The sequence below is a fragment of the Prevotella sp. khp7 genome, assembly GCF_900109055.1.
In the GTDB taxonomy this organism is placed as follows: Bacteria; Bacteroidota; Bacteroidia; order Bacteroidales; family Bacteroidaceae; genus Prevotella.
Genome location: NZ_FOIV01000002.1, coordinates 353,364 through 369,174 on the forward strand (window position 1 = coordinate 353,364; position 15,811 = coordinate 369,174).

Annotated in this window: 12 protein-coding genes; 1 reads left to right on the forward strand and 11 read right to left on the reverse strand. The window is 46.4% G+C overall.

The annotated features are described in order from the left end of the window. Window positions 1-9: 9 nt before the first annotated feature. From BMX82_RS05230 to BMX82_RS05275, 10 genes are all read right to left on the reverse strand, one after another. Complete coding sequence (locus BMX82_RS05230) at window positions 10-1,152, reverse strand: hypothetical protein (protein WP_143058322.1); 1,143 nt, start codon at window positions 1,150-1,152, stop codon at window positions 10-12. Between the two features lie 14 nt (window positions 1,153-1,166). Then, window positions 1,167-2,081, reverse strand: coding sequence for a hypothetical protein (locus BMX82_RS05235; protein WP_036910830.1), 915 nt, complete (start codon window positions 2,079-2,081; stop codon window positions 1,167-1,169). After that, window positions 2,062-2,625 carry an RNA polymerase sigma factor gene (locus BMX82_RS05240; protein WP_091766670.1) on the reverse strand — a complete coding sequence of 188 codons (564 nt, stop codon included), beginning with the start codon at window positions 2,623-2,625 and terminating at the stop codon, window positions 2,062-2,064. Before BMX82_RS05240 ends, BMX82_RS05235 begins: the two co-directional genes overlap by 20 nt. A gap of 270 nt (window positions 2,626-2,895) precedes the next feature. Continuing rightward, the gene (locus BMX82_RS05245) at window positions 2,896-5,460 is read right to left on the reverse strand and encodes a carboxypeptidase-like regulatory domain-containing protein (protein WP_091766673.1); all 2,565 of its coding nucleotides are present in this window, start codon (window positions 5,458-5,460) and stop codon (window positions 2,896-2,898) included. After that, window positions 5,457-6,290 (reverse strand): GLPGLI family protein, encoded by an 834-nt coding sequence (locus BMX82_RS05250; RefSeq protein WP_091766676.1) that lies wholly within the window; start codon window positions 6,288-6,290, stop codon window positions 5,457-5,459. The genes BMX82_RS05245 and BMX82_RS05250 overlap by 4 nt, the downstream gene beginning before the upstream one ends. A gap of 179 nt (window positions 6,291-6,469) precedes the next feature. Continuing rightward, window positions 6,470-7,348: a GLPGLI family protein gene (locus BMX82_RS05255; RefSeq protein ID WP_317039582.1), complete on the reverse strand. Its 879-nt coding sequence runs from the start codon at window positions 7,346-7,348 to the stop codon at window positions 6,470-6,472. Then, window positions 7,345-8,178 (reverse strand): GLPGLI family protein, encoded by an 834-nt coding sequence (locus BMX82_RS05260; protein ID WP_091766679.1) that lies wholly within the window; start codon window positions 8,176-8,178, stop codon window positions 7,345-7,347. The genes BMX82_RS05255 and BMX82_RS05260 overlap by 4 nt, the downstream gene beginning before the upstream one ends. 34 nt (window positions 8,179-8,212) lie before the next feature. Continuing rightward, entirely contained in the window at window positions 8,213-8,515 is a 303-nt protein-coding gene (locus BMX82_RS05265) for a hypothetical protein (protein WP_143058323.1), read from the reverse strand. An 804-nt stretch (window positions 8,516-9,319) separates the two neighbouring features. Further along, window positions 9,320-11,791 carry a glycoside hydrolase family 3 N-terminal domain-containing protein gene (locus BMX82_RS05270; RefSeq protein WP_091766683.1) on the reverse strand — a complete coding sequence of 824 codons (2,472 nt, stop codon included), beginning with the start codon at window positions 11,789-11,791 and terminating at the stop codon, window positions 9,320-9,322. Between the two features lie 21 nt (window positions 11,792-11,812). Further along, window positions 11,813-14,191: a glycoside hydrolase family 9 protein gene (locus BMX82_RS05275; RefSeq protein ID WP_255396548.1), complete on the reverse strand. Its 2,379-nt coding sequence runs from the start codon at window positions 14,189-14,191 to the stop codon at window positions 11,813-11,815. 104 nt (window positions 14,192-14,295) lie between these two features. Here BMX82_RS05275 and BMX82_RS05280 point away from each other — a divergent pair, with 104 nt between their 5' ends. Then, window positions 14,296-15,300, forward strand: a complete 1,005-nt coding sequence (locus tag BMX82_RS05280) for an iron ABC transporter permease (RefSeq protein ID WP_036914406.1) — start codon at window positions 14,296-14,298, stop codon at window positions 15,298-15,300. On the opposite strand, the gene BMX82_RS05285 is transcribed toward BMX82_RS05280, so the two are convergent. Further along, window positions 15,301-15,795 (reverse strand): RNA polymerase sigma factor, encoded by a 495-nt coding sequence (locus BMX82_RS05285; RefSeq protein ID WP_091766686.1) that lies wholly within the window; start codon window positions 15,793-15,795, stop codon window positions 15,301-15,303. Window positions 15,796-15,811 lie beyond the last annotated feature (16 nt).

The following is a 15,811-nucleotide window of genomic DNA, read 5'->3' on the forward strand; positions in this document are numbered from 1 at the left end:
TTTTTAAATCTATTCTACAATGATTCGCGGTTGATAGTCAAATAACCTTTGATTGTCGCGTAATTGCAAAATGTTCAGGTTGGGGAATACCCTGCCCGCCCAGTTAGCTCCCCATGCTGAGAAAGGCTCTCCTGAAGGTACGATAAAAGTGATGGTGGTCATATCGAGCGGTATTGGGTCGAACACCATCATAAAGGCAATGTAGTCGCCCGTCTGTCCTTTCATGAAGAAAAGCTCGTCTTTAGGAATGCCCTGCACCTCGCGTAGTTTGTATTGGCGACCTGTCACGTCAACCAGTTTAGTGTCTTTCATGAATTCGAAATATTCAGTTGCGAAATTCTGTTCATAACCTATTGCCATGTAGGTCGCTTCTGGCGTGAGCCACAGTGCCATCGTGTTGTCAGCCACAGGCTTTATCAGGTGGGCATCGGTCATCACCTTCCAAGTGTTCCAGTTCTGTCGGTCGTAGGGCAAGTCATCGTACATGTGTTCTAAGAGCAGTCTGGGTTTGTGCAGTTGCGGAATCGTGTCGTAGTCCAGATTGCCGCTTTGTCCGTAGAATCGTGAATTGAGAACAACAGGCTCGCCCAGCAATCCCCAGTTCACCACACCATAGATGTTTACCATACGGGTGGTGTCGGGTAGCGGTGGAAAGATAATCTTCAGGTCGATCACGTCGCCCTTCTTGGCCTTGATGTCGAAGTGTTTGCCATAGGTGTCTGGTTCCGTACGACGTATGCGATACTGTACGCCCGTTTCACGATCGACGATACACGCCTCTTCTCCTGTCAGCCACAGATTGGTCACCTCGTCGGCGGGCATGTGGAAGTAGCAGTGTAGCACTGTCTCGTCGCCTTCGCCCGTCAGTCGCCAGCTCATCGGCATGTTGGGCTGTTCATCGATTGGCATGTGATTCACGGGGAAGAGCGACCCATAGTTTTCCTCTACCGTAAAGTCCAGAGGGCCGCAATAATCCTTGATGTATTCATAGTTGACGTGCTGCCATGCGGCTTTTGTCTTATTGGTTTTCTTGTCGGTCCTCACTTCAGGTCGCGCCACAAAAGGCCCTACGCTCTTAGCGTACTCTATGGTTTGTGCCTGTATGGTGAGGCTTGTCAGTACCAGGAGGATGATTGAACACATTCTTTTCATAGGTCAAAGATGTTTTAAAAATGGAATGAACAGATATCTGCACGTATCAGTTTGTCGCGATAGGATTGATAGCAAGCCGACGATACGGCGGTTTCTATCGGTGAGTGGGTGCTGAAGAGCAGTATGCGTTCGCCAGGGATACGCTCTGCTATCCAGAGGTATTTCTCGCCTTTGCGCAGATCCTTCAGGGTGAAATAGAACTGCTGATGCGAGAAGTTAAGCAGGTAGCCAGGAGTCTTATTGTCGTAGCAGCAGGCCACTTGCAATAAGCGGGCAAAGAGGTCGAGCTGCTGTGTGTCCTGGAACACATAGGCCTTACCCTCTACAGCGGTGTTGCAGGTATCGGCGACACAGTTAAGCACCACGGCCTTCACCTTATGGTATGTGGCCATTTTAGCTATGAACTCGTCAACCTTGCCTGGTGCCTGATAGGTGGTGTCGACCGTAAGCTGTAGCGATGCGTTGTGCAGATCAGAGGCAGCAACAGGAGTGCATTTTGATGGAATGTCAGGGAGAGGGCTTATACATGCACCCTCTGTTGCTGCGGGAATCTTCTCTGCAGAGGTGGCCATGCGCTGGGGCTTAGCCTTAGTGGCGGACTCAGTGCAAGGGGCGGCCTCTATGTGCCGTTCGCTGGTCGACGAAAGAGTTTCGGGCTTCTTAGCTTCAGCCACGACAGCCGACTCGTGAACTGTTTCATGGTATGTTTTAGATTGATAGTTCACGCCGATACCTATCATTATAAGTAGACAGGCCACAGCGGCCACCCATCGCCAGCGACGGATAACGGGTGCGAGCTTTGGCGCCTCATCGGGCTCTGAAGGCTGGGCCATCTTCTTCATGAAGTCAGCCGGCAGCTTAGGCGTGTCTGAGTATTTGCGTCTCAGCGCCTCGCGCACATCTGTGTCCTTATACGTTTTTTCTGCCATTAAGTTTGAAATATAGTCTCTTTCTTGTTCTGTGCAGTCTGACAGACAGCGTTTTCTCATCGTAGCCCATGATATAGGCAATCTCTTTCAGCGGTCGGTCTTCAAAATAGTAGAGAGTCAGGAGCATCTGCTCCTCAGCAGGCAGCTCGTCGACAATAGCCATCAGTTGTTCAATGCGCTCCTTGCGCCCAGTAGAGAGACCAGCCTCCAACTGCTCGTCGCTGATGTCGGTTGACTGCATGTAGTTGTCTTCGAAAGAGACAACCGTCAGCCGGCGGCGTTTCAGGAAATCAATTGTCAGTCGGTAAGCTATACTACAGAGCCAGGTAGAGAGCGATGCTTTGCGAGGGTCGTATTTGTCGATATACTTAAATGCGCGCAAGAAGGTGTCTTGTGTCAGTTCCTGAGCATCCATCACGTCAGTCACTTGCCTCACTATCATGGCGAAGACACACTTCGCATAGCGACCGACCATCTGGGTCTGTCCCTCTGACTGTCCTTTGTAGACGGCCTCTACGATCTCAGTCTCTGTTAGCGATCTCACTTCTACCTGTTATACGACAATGTTTCGAAAATACTACACACTTTTCTTCTTTTTTTCAGAAAAACTGTTATTTTTCCGCATCATCGTGTAGAATCGGTCTGGTAATGGTTGAAACATTTAGCTTCTATTTGATATAGATTAATCTGTGGCAAAAATACCCATTTCCCTGCAAATCAGCAAACATTTTATTACACATGTTTAAACACAAGCCGTTTTTTTGCAATTCTTCACCATTCATAGAGACTATTCGAACGAAGTATAGATAACGTATTACATGTCAAAGCTAATCTTGCAGAGTATTTCGCGAGGACGCAGATGACTTATGGTATATCTGGTATAATAAGAAGAGATGTAATGACGTTCATACTGACGAGTGCCGAAGATATTATTCATCTGTATACCTGCTTCCCATTTTTTTGTGCGATAGCTGACTTGTATATCAGAGAAATAAGTGAATGATACAGAGTGGTCGTTGCTATGGTACATCTCGTTAGTCCATTCTATCTGCCAGTTTCTGGGCATATAGAAAGTCTTTAGTGTGTGAGTGAACGAGCGCAAGGCACGACTGTCAAATGAGTGATCACTAGTAGAAACCTGACGGCTGTATTGATAGTGGCTCTCCTCCTCAAAGGAAAGTGTTTGCAAGGGGCGAATGGAGAAACTGACACCGCAACTGGCACGATCGTAACGGAACGGCAGACGTAGCCCATTTATCATGGTAGAGGTATGAGTGCTTGACAACTGGCCGTCAACCGCTGCAATAAACTTCATGGTACCAAGCGATTTACTGATCCGGCCGGAAAGCATCCACGTTGTGTTACTCTTAAAATCACCTGATGGACTGCTATGATAGAATATCCCGTCGAGTTGACTGTTATACAGAGGCAGATCATCATAATACATAAGGTTTCCATTGATATTACCAAACAGGCCTATCACCGGATCGCTGTATTCAAATCTCAGCATTCCGTTATGGCTGTTCTCTGCATAGAGTTTTCCGAATCCTGTGCTATAGTTGCGATAATTGCTATATACAGGAATAGCCGTCATATCCTCTAAAGAGGTCGGCTGCCAGTCATAGTTGTAGTTGACCATCACCGTGAGCTGGCTCAATATCTGATATCTGAGATTCATCATTGGGGTGACAATCATCTTCGTGTTGCTTTCATTGCCGAAGTGTCGGCTTACAAGTCTTAATGGCATGGATGTTGTCCACTCCAGATCGTTATATTTGATATTGAACGACGGCTCAAAATAACAGTTGAGTTGTTGATAGCTGTCGCTTTGCGGCTTTTGATTGTGCAGACGGATGGTGAATCGTTCGTCATCATAATCCACGCCAGTATTATAAGAGACATACAAACGATGGAACAACTTGTGGCGGAATGAGGCACCTACACGCAACTGGGTGGCATGCTGATCTATATGCTGACGGGAACTGTCGGTTAATAACAGCGAACCTGGCAGATAGTTTATGACACCGCTTGCGTTAAGTTTCAACACACGGTCGTTGCCTAAAGCCTTCACAATCTCCAAGTGGTCGCCCACCCAGCGTTTTCGGGGCGTTGTCTCCTGCCGTATTCCTTTATCATTAGTCAGTGTCGATGCCCAGCTCTTGTCGAAATCCATATAGCCGCTCAGCACGTTGACTACAAACAACTTTGCGCCGTTACGCTCATACTTCAGTTCTCCTTTCCACTGGCTGTGGCGATTCTCGCCATTCGCGTCTTCTGTAATGACTGCTCCCCCCATCAAGTCAGAATAGATGGTCTCAGAATGTCGTTTACCCTCAGTATTGTCGAGATAACCATTTAATTGTAGTCTGATGGTGGCATCCTGTCCTGCCTTATGAAGCCAGTTGGTGGCCAGCAACCTCGAATCGTTCATTGCATATCGTTCTCTCATCAGACCAGGAGCACTTAGCCCTATACCGCTGGTCATATTGCTGACGCTGCCGATGTCATCGATGCTGTTCTGCAGGTCGCGTATCTCCCTTTGTATGTTTTTCCCCGTATTGTTCCATTTGTACATCGACAGGCTCTGCATCTTACCACCAAACATCATGGCCATCAGACGCCCGTCGCGCAACAGACGGTCGGCCTCGCTTTTCTGTAGCGTGGTGCCCAGCCCTGTCTCCAGCAGCCCGACCCAGGTATTCTTGGCATCCTCCTCCAGAACAAGGTTAAGGGCTGCCTGATCAGAAAACTGTACGCCTCGCAGTGCCTTTACCTTCTGGTGGTTTGTCAGCACCTCTACGTTCTTTACCTTGTTGGCGTTAATATTCTCGCTGGCCACCGAATAATTATTACCCATCATGTTCATTCCCTCGATATAGAAATTGTTGATGGGTTTGCCCTGAAAGAGAATAGAGCCATCCTGCCTGACTTCAAGACCAGGCATCTTGGCGATGACATCAGCGATACTGCGGTCTTGCTTATGGCGGAATCCTGCAACACTGTATACCAGCGTATCGCTACGTTGTCGCAAACGCTTTGAGGTAGCCTTGACCTCTTTAAGCATAAGTGTCTCTTCACGTAATATAATTTTCTGGCCATTGGTAAAATTATCGATACTGATGCTCTTTTTGGCATAACCAAGCAACGAAAAAGACAGTTGCATCACCTTTTTGCTTTCTGGCACTTTCAGTTCAAAGGTGCCGTCTTCTTTCGTTTGGGCAAAAGCAATAGGTTTCCGTCTGCTGTCTTCAGCAACCACGCTGGCCCAGCCCAGTCCCTTTTTCGAGCCGTCAGCAACAACACGCCCTGAAAAAGAGGTCTGGGCATTAGCCACCACGGTCATCAGCCAGACAAATAATGTCAATAGCGATAATCTCATTTCTTATCCTCTTCAGAATAACTCTCGTAATAGGCTCGTTTAGGAACCTTTGACAAATCCAATGGACGCCCCTTCTCATCAAAAGACTGCCCAGAAATCCCTTGTGACCTCAGGTAAGCAAACGGATCACTGTCTATCTGCTCAATCAGTTTATGTGCTTGCTCTGGTTTCAAGATTCTTCTTTTTTCGTTCATCATCGTCATGGCGCCTCCTACATTCTGATAGATGCCGACACAGTTGAATATGAACGAATTAGAATGGTCATAAGCTCTCAGGATGAGGCCAGGCAGTCCACAGAGTTTCCAGGGCCCGTCAGAGATAGGGATGTCTGTTGCATAAAACGCTGTCCAGGTTCTACCGTGATATTGGCAGATAGCCTTTTGACATGGATGTTCTAAGATAATCGTGTCGCCCTCAACAAATTCCCAGTCCTGTCCCATCGTTTCCTCATATTGTAGACACTCCATTGAATGATAGTCTACAGTTTGTCTATTATGCAAAGGATAGTTCTTGTAGATATAGTAATTGAACTGTGATGATTCTATGCCTTGCTCATAGCGGATACGACTGACATCCGAAAAATCAGCTCCTATACGGTTTAGGCTATCCATAATGCAAAATATTTTATCTTTCCAGATACTGTAATAGTTGCTGACTCCTTTCTTTCCAATATCCAACCAGTGTTCATCAGGAGAAAGCATATAATTATTTTCAAATGTCTTTGCCTGAACATCATAGATAAATCGGTATGCTAATGTATCAATAACCGTTTGTGCTTGCGATATAGACACTAAAGAGCATAATAACAGAGATAAAAAAAGCTTTTTCATATCATATTATAGTATAAAACTCATTGTAATTGCGCTGCAAAAGTAAAACATTTGTTCCATTCTAACAAGAAAAAAGAGCTACAAAACAGAATTAGACTTTATGAGACAAATATTCTGATTTGCAGGATATTGCATAAAATGCAACACCATTTTTCATCACTTTTTTGCAGCAAAAAGTATCATTTGTTTCGCTTTTCTTCTTCAGAATAACTCTCGTAATAGGCTCGCTTAGGGTTTTTCGACCAGTCGAAAGGCCTTCCATTCTCATCATAAGTAGCAGTTTTCTGGCCTTTGGACCTATAATAGTCATCAGGATTATTATATATCTGCTCTATGAGCTTATGTGCCTGTTCCGGTTTCAAGACCCTTCTTTTTTCGTTCATCATCGTTATGGCGTCTCCTACATTCTGATAGATGCCGACACAGTTGAATATGAACGAATTAGAATGGTCATAAGCTCTCAGGATGAGGCCAGGCAGTCCACAGAGTTTCCAAGGCCCGTCAGAGATAGGGATGTCTGTTGCATAAAACGCAGTCCAAGTTCTACCGTGATAATGGCAGATGGCTTTTTGACATGGATGTTCTAAGATAATCGTGTCGCCCTCAACAAAATCCCAGTCCTGTCCCATGGGTTCCTGATATTCAAATAATTCATAATAGGGATAATCTACAGTCTGTTGGCCTCTTTGTGGGTAGTTTTTGAATATGAAGTAGAGGAAATCAGATGGTTCGATACCTTTCTCATGCCTAACACGCTCGTAATCTTGTATAGACCCGCCACACCGATAAATACTATCTGTTATATGAAAAAACTGGCTTTGCCAATAACTATAATAGTGGGTGATACCACTCTTTCCGATATCCAGCCGATGTTCGTCTGTGTTCATCTTTGTGTATTTTTCGAATGCTCTAGCCTGAACATCATAGACGAATCGATAGGAAACCGTGTCTAGTGCTGCCTGGGCCCAAACTTCGGTGCCCATAAACAGCAATATTAATACGCTAAAGATTAACTGTTTCATCATAAAAAATAAGTTTGTCAATAGCGATAACCTCATTTCTTATCTTCTGTAGAATAACTCTCGTAATAGGCTCGCTTGGGGATTTTCGACCAGTCGAAAGGCCTTCCTTTCTCATCATAAGTAGCAGTTTTCTGGCCTTTGGACCTATAATAGTCATCAGGATTACTATATATCTGCTCAATCAGCTTATGTGCCTGCTCCGGTTTCAAGACCCTTCTTTTTTCGTTCATCATCGTTATGGCGTCTCCTACATTCTGATAGATGCCGACACAGTTGAATATGAACGAATTAGAATGGTCATAAGCTCTCAGGATGAGGCCAGGCAGTCCACAGAGTTTCCAAGGCCCGTCAGAGATAGGGATGTCTGTTGCATAAAACGCAGTCCAAGTTCTACCGTGATAATGGCAGATGGCTTTTTGACATGGATGTTCTAAGATAATCGTGTCGCCCTCAACAAATTCCCAGTCCTGGCCCATTGGTTCCTGATATTGAAATAATTCCATATTGGGATAGTCAACTGTTTGCTGACCTGTTTGTGGATAGTTTTTGAATATGAAGTAGAGAAAATAAGATGGTTCGATTCCCTGTTCACTTCTTACACGATAATAATCATTCATTGATCCACCTTGCCGATGGATGCTATCCAGTACATGAATATCCCGGCTTTGCCAAAAACTATAATAATGGCTGATACCATTCTTTCCGATATCCAGCCGATGCTCGTCGGTGCTCTTTTTTGTGCTTCTTTCGAATATTTTAGCCTGAACATCATAGACGAATCGATAGGAAACCGTGTCTATTGACGACTGAGCCCATATATTGTTTCCAATAAACAATAATAAGATGTTAAAGAATACCTGTTTCATTAAGATTAAACAATATTATTGGCATACATACAGTTTAATAGGGATGGGGAAAAACATCATAAGGATTTATCATCATAGCGCAAGATAAGTTTGCAGCAATGATATAACGAGCAGTTTCCCATGATGAGGGGTCATGATCAAATATCCCTTCAACGTGAGCTTTACCACACCAACCTTTGAAAACAATAACGTAAATTTCTCCTGCTGTTCCTCCTCCACCTCCACCAGCATCTGGTTCTTCATTTCTGTTTAGTTCTCTGGTTTGATGATCATCTCCTGCAAAAGCAGAAGTAAAAGAGAGCATCAATGCAAATGCGATAAAAAATAATTTTTTCATTTTTAATTCTATTTAATTTATTAATAATGGTTTGATTATGGTAATGATAAACTTTCTGCACCTTGCAGATATAAACTCATTGCAATTGCGCTGCAAAAGTAAGCTAATTATTCTTTTAAACCAAGAAAAAATTGTTTCATCTTGTTTCATTTTGCTTCAGTGAAACAAGATGAAACAAAATAATGGCTAATTATCTCCATCTTTCGTTATGCTAAAGACTAAGTTTATGCCGTTCAAACCCTATCTTTGCTCCGAGTTTGGACTATCCTAACTGGTAGTTTCATTACGACAAACTATGACTTTGCTTACTTCCCATCTATCTCTTTGTCCGTCACAAATGTTTTTTCTCTTTTCACCTAACCACCTAACCTTTCTTCCCGTGACACCTTTGTATAAAGGAGGTTTGGAGGGTTAGGTGTTGCCCAAACACCTAACCAAACACCTAACCAAAGGATAATCAGAGAAAAGGTTAGGTGATAGGTTAGGTGTGGGTTACCTCTTTCTAAGACACCTAACCCTTGAAATTCCGTTTATATAAAGGTGTTTCAGCAGAAAAGGTTAGGTGGTGGGGTGTTGTTCGCTTCAGACGTTTTCCTGCCTTTTCTTTCACTTTGGCGATATGCGGATGCTGTTGTATTGTGTCGTTGAGTGGCGTTCCGCGGATAATTGCAATTCTGTTGTTTCCATTATTACAATAGAAACCGTTAACTTTTCAAAAAACCTTTCAGTTGGGTATCGCATAAAAAGTAATAAGGTGCCATCCGTGTTTACGGACAGCACCTTTGTTTATATTAAGCAGGGAATTCAGATGTTCGGCTCATCCCATACTTTGGTCTGGGTGCAGGCTGTGTGAACGGTCTGGTTGCCAATTTTCAGGATGAAGTCACCATCCTCAAGAGTCCAACGACCATCAGCGCCTACGAAGGCGAGTTTGCTGGCGGGAAGCTGGAACGTCACGGTCTTGGTCTCACCAGGCTCCAGCAAAATCTTCGTGAAATCGCGCAGGCGCTTGTTGTCGGGCACGATGCTGGCGACGAGATCGCTTGAATAGAGTAGAACAGCCTCTTTACCGGCCTTGGTACCAGTATTCTTCACATCAACGCTGATGGTGAGTACATCGTCGGCAGTAAACTGAGCCTTGTCGACCTTCAGGTTAGAGTAACCGAAGGTGGTATAGCTGAGACCATAGCCGAAGGGCCACTGGAGGCTGACCTTCGCATCGTAGTTGTAGGCACCAGCCATCGTACCAACCTCTTCAGAAACCTTATAGTCATAGGTGTTCAGTGAGTTGATCTCACGTGGATAGGTGTAAGGCAGTTTGGCTGAGAAGTTGGCATCACCAGCGAGCAGGTTGGCGAGGGCGTCGCCGCCATAGTTGCCGGGAATGAGGATATCAACGATAGCCTTAGCCAGCGGTTCGATGTCGGCGATGAGGCGTGGACGACCTTCGTTGAGTACAAGAACGATGGGTTTGCCTGTTTTGGCAAGTGCCTTCACAAGGTTGCGCTGGTTCTCGGAGAGCCAGAGGTCGGTGAGGTTGCCAGGCGTCTCTGTGTAAGAGTTCTCGCCAATGGCAGCTATGATGACATCGGCCTGAGCTGCAGCAGCTACGGCTTTGTCGATCTGGGGCTCGTTTTCGTCGTAATAGGCGCCGTCTTCGTTATAAGTCACGCCCTGTTCGAGGATGACATTTTCTTTGCCATACTTATTGCAGAGGGCCTCATAGATGGTGTTGTATTTCTCAGAGAGATCTTCAGCCTTCGAACCCTGCCATGTGTAGCTCCAGCCACCATGCAGGCAGCGCATCTGGTTGGCGTTAGGACCAGTCAGCAGAATCTTCTTTCCCTTGGCCAGTGGCAGAATACCTTCGTTTTTCAGCAACACCTCAGACTCTTCTGCAGCCAGAAGAGAGGCTTTGGCAAACTCGTCGCAACCAAACTTCTCGAAACCTTTACCACCAGTGTTGGGCTCATCGAAGAGGCCGAGGCGATATTTTGCACGGAGGATACGGCGAACGGCATCGTCGATACGAGTCATCTTCACCTTGCCTTCGTTGACAAGCTCCTTCAGCAGGATGCAGAACTCAACGCTATAGGGGTCCATCGACATGTCGATACCAGCATTGATAGCAATACGGATGGCGTCCTTTTTGTTCTTTGCCACCTTTTCACGGGTGTACAGACTGTTTATATCAGCCCAGTCGGTTACGAGGAAGCCGTCCCACTGCAGGTCTTCTTTCAGCCATTTTGTAAGGTATTCGTAGCTGGCATGAAGGGGCACGCCGTTGATAGAGGCTGAGTTGACCATCATGGTGAGTGTGCCTGCGAGAGCTGCGGCCTTGAAGGGCTCGAAATACTTCTCACGAATCATCTGTGGTGAGAGGTAAGCAGGGGTACGGTCCTTACCTGTCCAAGGGGCGCCATAACCAAAATAGTGTTTGGTGCTGGTTCCAACATGGAAACGGTCGATGTGGTTATTGTCCTCACCCTGATAGCCTCTGATTTCGGCTACTACCATCTTAGAGTTTACGATGGCGTCCTCGCCAAAACTCTCATACATGCGAGGCCAGCGAGGATCGCGGCTCAGGTCTACTACAGGATTGTACACCCATGGGCAGTTAGCTGCACGACTCTCATAGGCAGTAATCTCTGCACCTCTGAAAGCCAATTCGGTGTTGAACGAGGCACCCAGGTTGATGGGTTGGGGGAAGAGTGTTCCGCCTTGAGTATAAGTGACACCGTGATTATGGTCGAGTCCGTAGATATCGGGGATGCCCAGATACTTCATTGACTTCTTCTGAATCAGTTGGATCCACTTCTGCCACTGTTCTACGCTTGAGGCGCGAGTGCCAGGGGCATTGAGAATAGAGCCCACCTTCCACTTTGAAATGAGTGTGTCGAGCATCGTCTCGTTGAGTTTCCATATACGCTTTGTCTCACCCTGATAGATATCAACAGGGAAGTTGCCAAGCTTGTCAAGGATCTCTTGATCCTTCATTTTCAGCACAGCCTCAATCTCAGAATCAGGTCTTCCATATTGCTGAAGTACAGAGCGCACTTTCTCGCGATCGATCTTAGCATTCTCAATTGTCATCTTGCCCATCACGTCGAGATTCAATTCAAGCATCTGTCCGATTTTCTCATCGAGTGTCATACGTGAAAGGGTTTTCTCAATTTTTGCCTCCAATGCCGCATCGCGGGGGATGGCAGGTTTCTGCGCCTGGGCACTGATGCTCACCAATGCAAAGGCTGCGATAAATAGGTTCTTTGTCGTCATATTGTAGATTAATATAAAAATTTATCTGATTGCATAGAGATAGCCGAGCAGGGCCATCTTGCCACGCATGGTCTCACGAGGAGTGAACTCGCCGTTTACCCAGAAGTAACGCTGGTTGAAATAAGATTCCTGGCGTGGCCAACTGTTGTCCTTGCTATTTACGTTCCACTCTGGATAACAGTATTTCAGGATGACGCGGGCATCGCCTCCGTTATGGCCAGGCGACCATGTTTCTGTGCCGTTGAAAGGCGTCTGTCCTGGATGGCTCTCTGGAGCACCATCGTTGCGACCAGTGGTGTAACAGTCGGTGATATGGCGCTCACCCAGTCCTGTCATCTCTACAATGTTACCAGGATTGCGGCCCATCGCCCAGCTGGCTTCTGTATACATCACATGTTCCAGTTCCTTCTTGTGGGGTTTGTCGGCAATGTAGTGTGCCATCATTACCAGTTGCAGGTTCTGCGAAACCTGCCAGCGATCATCGTTGGCAGTACGGCGTGAAGGGCGTTTGGCCATGTGTGAGATGTTATATGTTTCTGCCTGGGCGTTGATGCTCGACTTCAAATTCTGGTAAACGTCAGCGAAATGGCGCTGATGGGGACAAGTGAGATAAGCTGCTGCGGCCCAAATTTGACAGAAGGGCACGAGGTCTTTGTTCTCTTCATGCATCACTCCGACACCAAAGAAGCCATGACGGCCCTTGCTGAAGATAGGCGACTGTGGGCTCTTGATCATGCTCTCCTCGACAAAAACCTTCTCCCACTGCTCATCACCGGTAAGGTTATAGAGGAAAGCAGATGCAAGCTGACGGAAGTCGCGACCTCGCATCTGCATGCTACCAATGTCCTGCAGGTCGTCGAGTTGGTTCCACTCCTGCTTGGAGGCATAGCGGAAGGCTTTGATGGCCTCGTCGGTATAGTATTTCTGCAAGGAATCGTTCTTCTGCAGACGGAAAGCCTCGCCAAGAATAGCACAGTTGGCGGCATTAGCCCATGCTGCCATCGTGGTACAGCCAGCCTGGAACATCACACTCCAGTCGGCACATGGATTGGTTACACCCTGTGAATAGGCTTCGCCATCGCGGATAGAGAGGAAGAAATCAACCTCATTGCGAGCCTCGTCGATGATATCAGGAATGCCATTACCGCTCTCACGGATACCCAGATTGTCGTCGGAAAGACGTCCGCCAGAGAGGATATAAGGCAGTAGCATATCGTAGATATTGCTGACATGTGCCAGATGGCGGTCCCAATCGAATGCATCGGAATGGCCACCCTTTACTTCTGTATTCACAGGATTGCCAGGCAGACGATGCTGCCAGAAGCGGGAATCCTTGAGAGACTTGAAATGGGGCTCGTCCCAAACATCTGTGCGCAAGTCGCGCCATTCCTGACAGAAGGGATGAAAATCGGTCTTATAAACTGTAAATCCCTTGGGATCGGTCTCGGGAATGAACTGGGGCTGACGGGGAACGGGCCATACATGCTCAGGATCTTTAGGCTCGCCAAGACGCATGTAGTAATAACCACGTACGGAGTAGCGGAAAGGCTGGTAGTAGATGTCGGAAGCAATGTCGAAGTCCATGCTGCATCCCACATCCTCTACCACTAGGCGGTAGCGCCCAGGAACAGCCGACTTAAAGTCGATGTTCCAGACATCGGTACCTATGAGGTTCTTCTCGCCAGCCTCGTTTTTAGCCTCTGATGCCTGTTTCCAAAACTTGACCACACCAACATTCTTTTTCTTATTGGTCTTGATATTATAAAGGTATACCTTACGACCCTCCCATGAACGATAGTCTCTTTGTCCGCCGTCGCCCAGCCACTGATAAAGGTCGGCTGCATGAATCTGCTCTGTTGGTGAGTAACCTATGATATTGACATGGACAGCCTCTGACATGGTGTTCCAGATGTCGAAACATACAGTAGCAGATGATTGGTCGGAACCGATTCCACTAGGGATATTAACAGTGTAGTTACAACCCTGTTTCATGGATTGTGGTAACTGAAGAAAGAGCCAGTGGTCGCATTCGCTAGTTAGCGTATGGTCAGTATTCATCGGTTTTGATTTTCTCCATACCTTTAGGGGGTGTGAGGCAACAAAAGCTTTATCGTCAGTAGAACTAATCTGCCACAAAGCTGTTTGCTGAGCTTCTGGTAGTCTCAGGCGCTCACCGAATACAATGAGCGTGTCGTCGCCCTCGGCAAAAGAGTGGCCCAGATAGGCACTCGGACCAGTACCGTCATCGCGGTAGTGCACCTCACCGTCACGGAAATGTACCATGAGGTAGTCTTTGTCAATCACTTTAAGGCCTATGAGTTTAGTGGCTTCTGCCGGACTTGCCGATAGCAGGAAAAGACCTGCTAAAAAGGAGTGGAAATAATGTCTCATTTCATTCATATTTTGTTGGTATGGGTGCAAAGATACAACAAAAATGGCAGTTATGCGCACGGATAATAAAAAAAATTGTAAATTTGCACGCGAAAAGAGTCAAGAGTAACGACATGAAGCAATTTGGAGTGTATCTTTTTATACCGCTTATAGCGGTGCTTTTTGTTATGAACCTGCTCATGGGGTCGGTATCGATTCCTATAGAAGATGTGGTGCGTATACTCCTGGGTGATGAGACTGAAAAAGCGTCGTGGCAGTTTATTATTCTGCAATCAAGACTTCCTCAGGCTCTGACAGCGATGCTATGTGGTGCAGCCCTTGCTGTGAGCGGTCTGCTGTTGCAGACGGCTTTCCGTAATCCTTTGGCAGGACCGAGTGTTTTTGGTATCAATAGTGGTGCTGGTTTGGGAGTGGCTCTTGTGATGCTCTTTCTTGGTGGTGGACTATCTGTTGGCTCGCTGCAGCTAAGTGGTTTTGCGGCCATCCTGATAGCTGCCTTTATCGGAGCCATGACGGTGATGGTGGTTATCTTTTTCTTTTCTTCGTTGGTACGTAACAATGTGATGCTGCTGATTATCGGTATAATGATTGGCTATATCTCTAATTCTGCCATTTCTTTGCTGAACTTCTTCGCTACCGATGAGGGTGTGAAGTCGTATATGGTATGGGGAATGGGGTCGTTTGGCGGTGTCTCGATGTCGAACATGCCAATCTTTGCCTTTGTTACATTGGCAGGTCTTCTTGGTGCTTTACTGCTTATCAAGCCATTGAATGCCTTGATGCTTGGCGACAGATATGCTGAGAATCTAGGTGTGAATATTCTCATGGTCAGAAACTGGTTGCTGATAGTAACCGGTGTTCTGACGGCTATTACAACGGCTTTTTGCGGTCCCGTGGCTTTCATCGGACTGGCTGTACCTCATATCGCACGCCTACTGATGACAACAGACAATCATCGTCAGCTATTGCCAGCTACATTGTTGTGTGGTTCTGTGGTGGCACTTGTTTGTAATCTCATCTGTTTCCTTCCAGGTGAGAGCGGGGTGATACCTCTGAACGCGGTGACACCCCTGATAGGGGCGCCTGTCATTATTTACGTGATTGCCAGAAAACGTTAGCTAATAGCCGACGGCTAAAAGTTGTTCACGCATAACCTTACGGGCTGTGCCAAGACGATGCTCTACCGACTTATAACCTTCACCTAACTCTTTTGATATCTCACCTACCTTCATTCCATTATAGATGTGAAGCCGATAGATGTTGCGACAATTTTCAGGTAGATGTGCTATTCCGTGTTCAAGCTGTTCCATGATTTCATGGGCCGAAAATACAGACTCCATAGAAGTCTCATCGCTGCACACACGCTTGATATAGTGTTCATATTGTTCAAAGGTGGTGTGACGGCGATAGTAGTCGATGATTTGTCGACGGGTTATTGTGTAGATTAACGCAGGCAGGGTTTCTGGGGTAACCATCTTATCGGTGGTCAGCAGGCGAAGAAAAACATTTTGTACGATATCTTCCGACATACTGCTACCACCAAGACGGCTGCTGACATATGCCAGCAGCTCGTCGCGGTGTGTCATGTAATAGTTGGTTATCAGTTCTTGCATTGTAAACGAGCAGAAA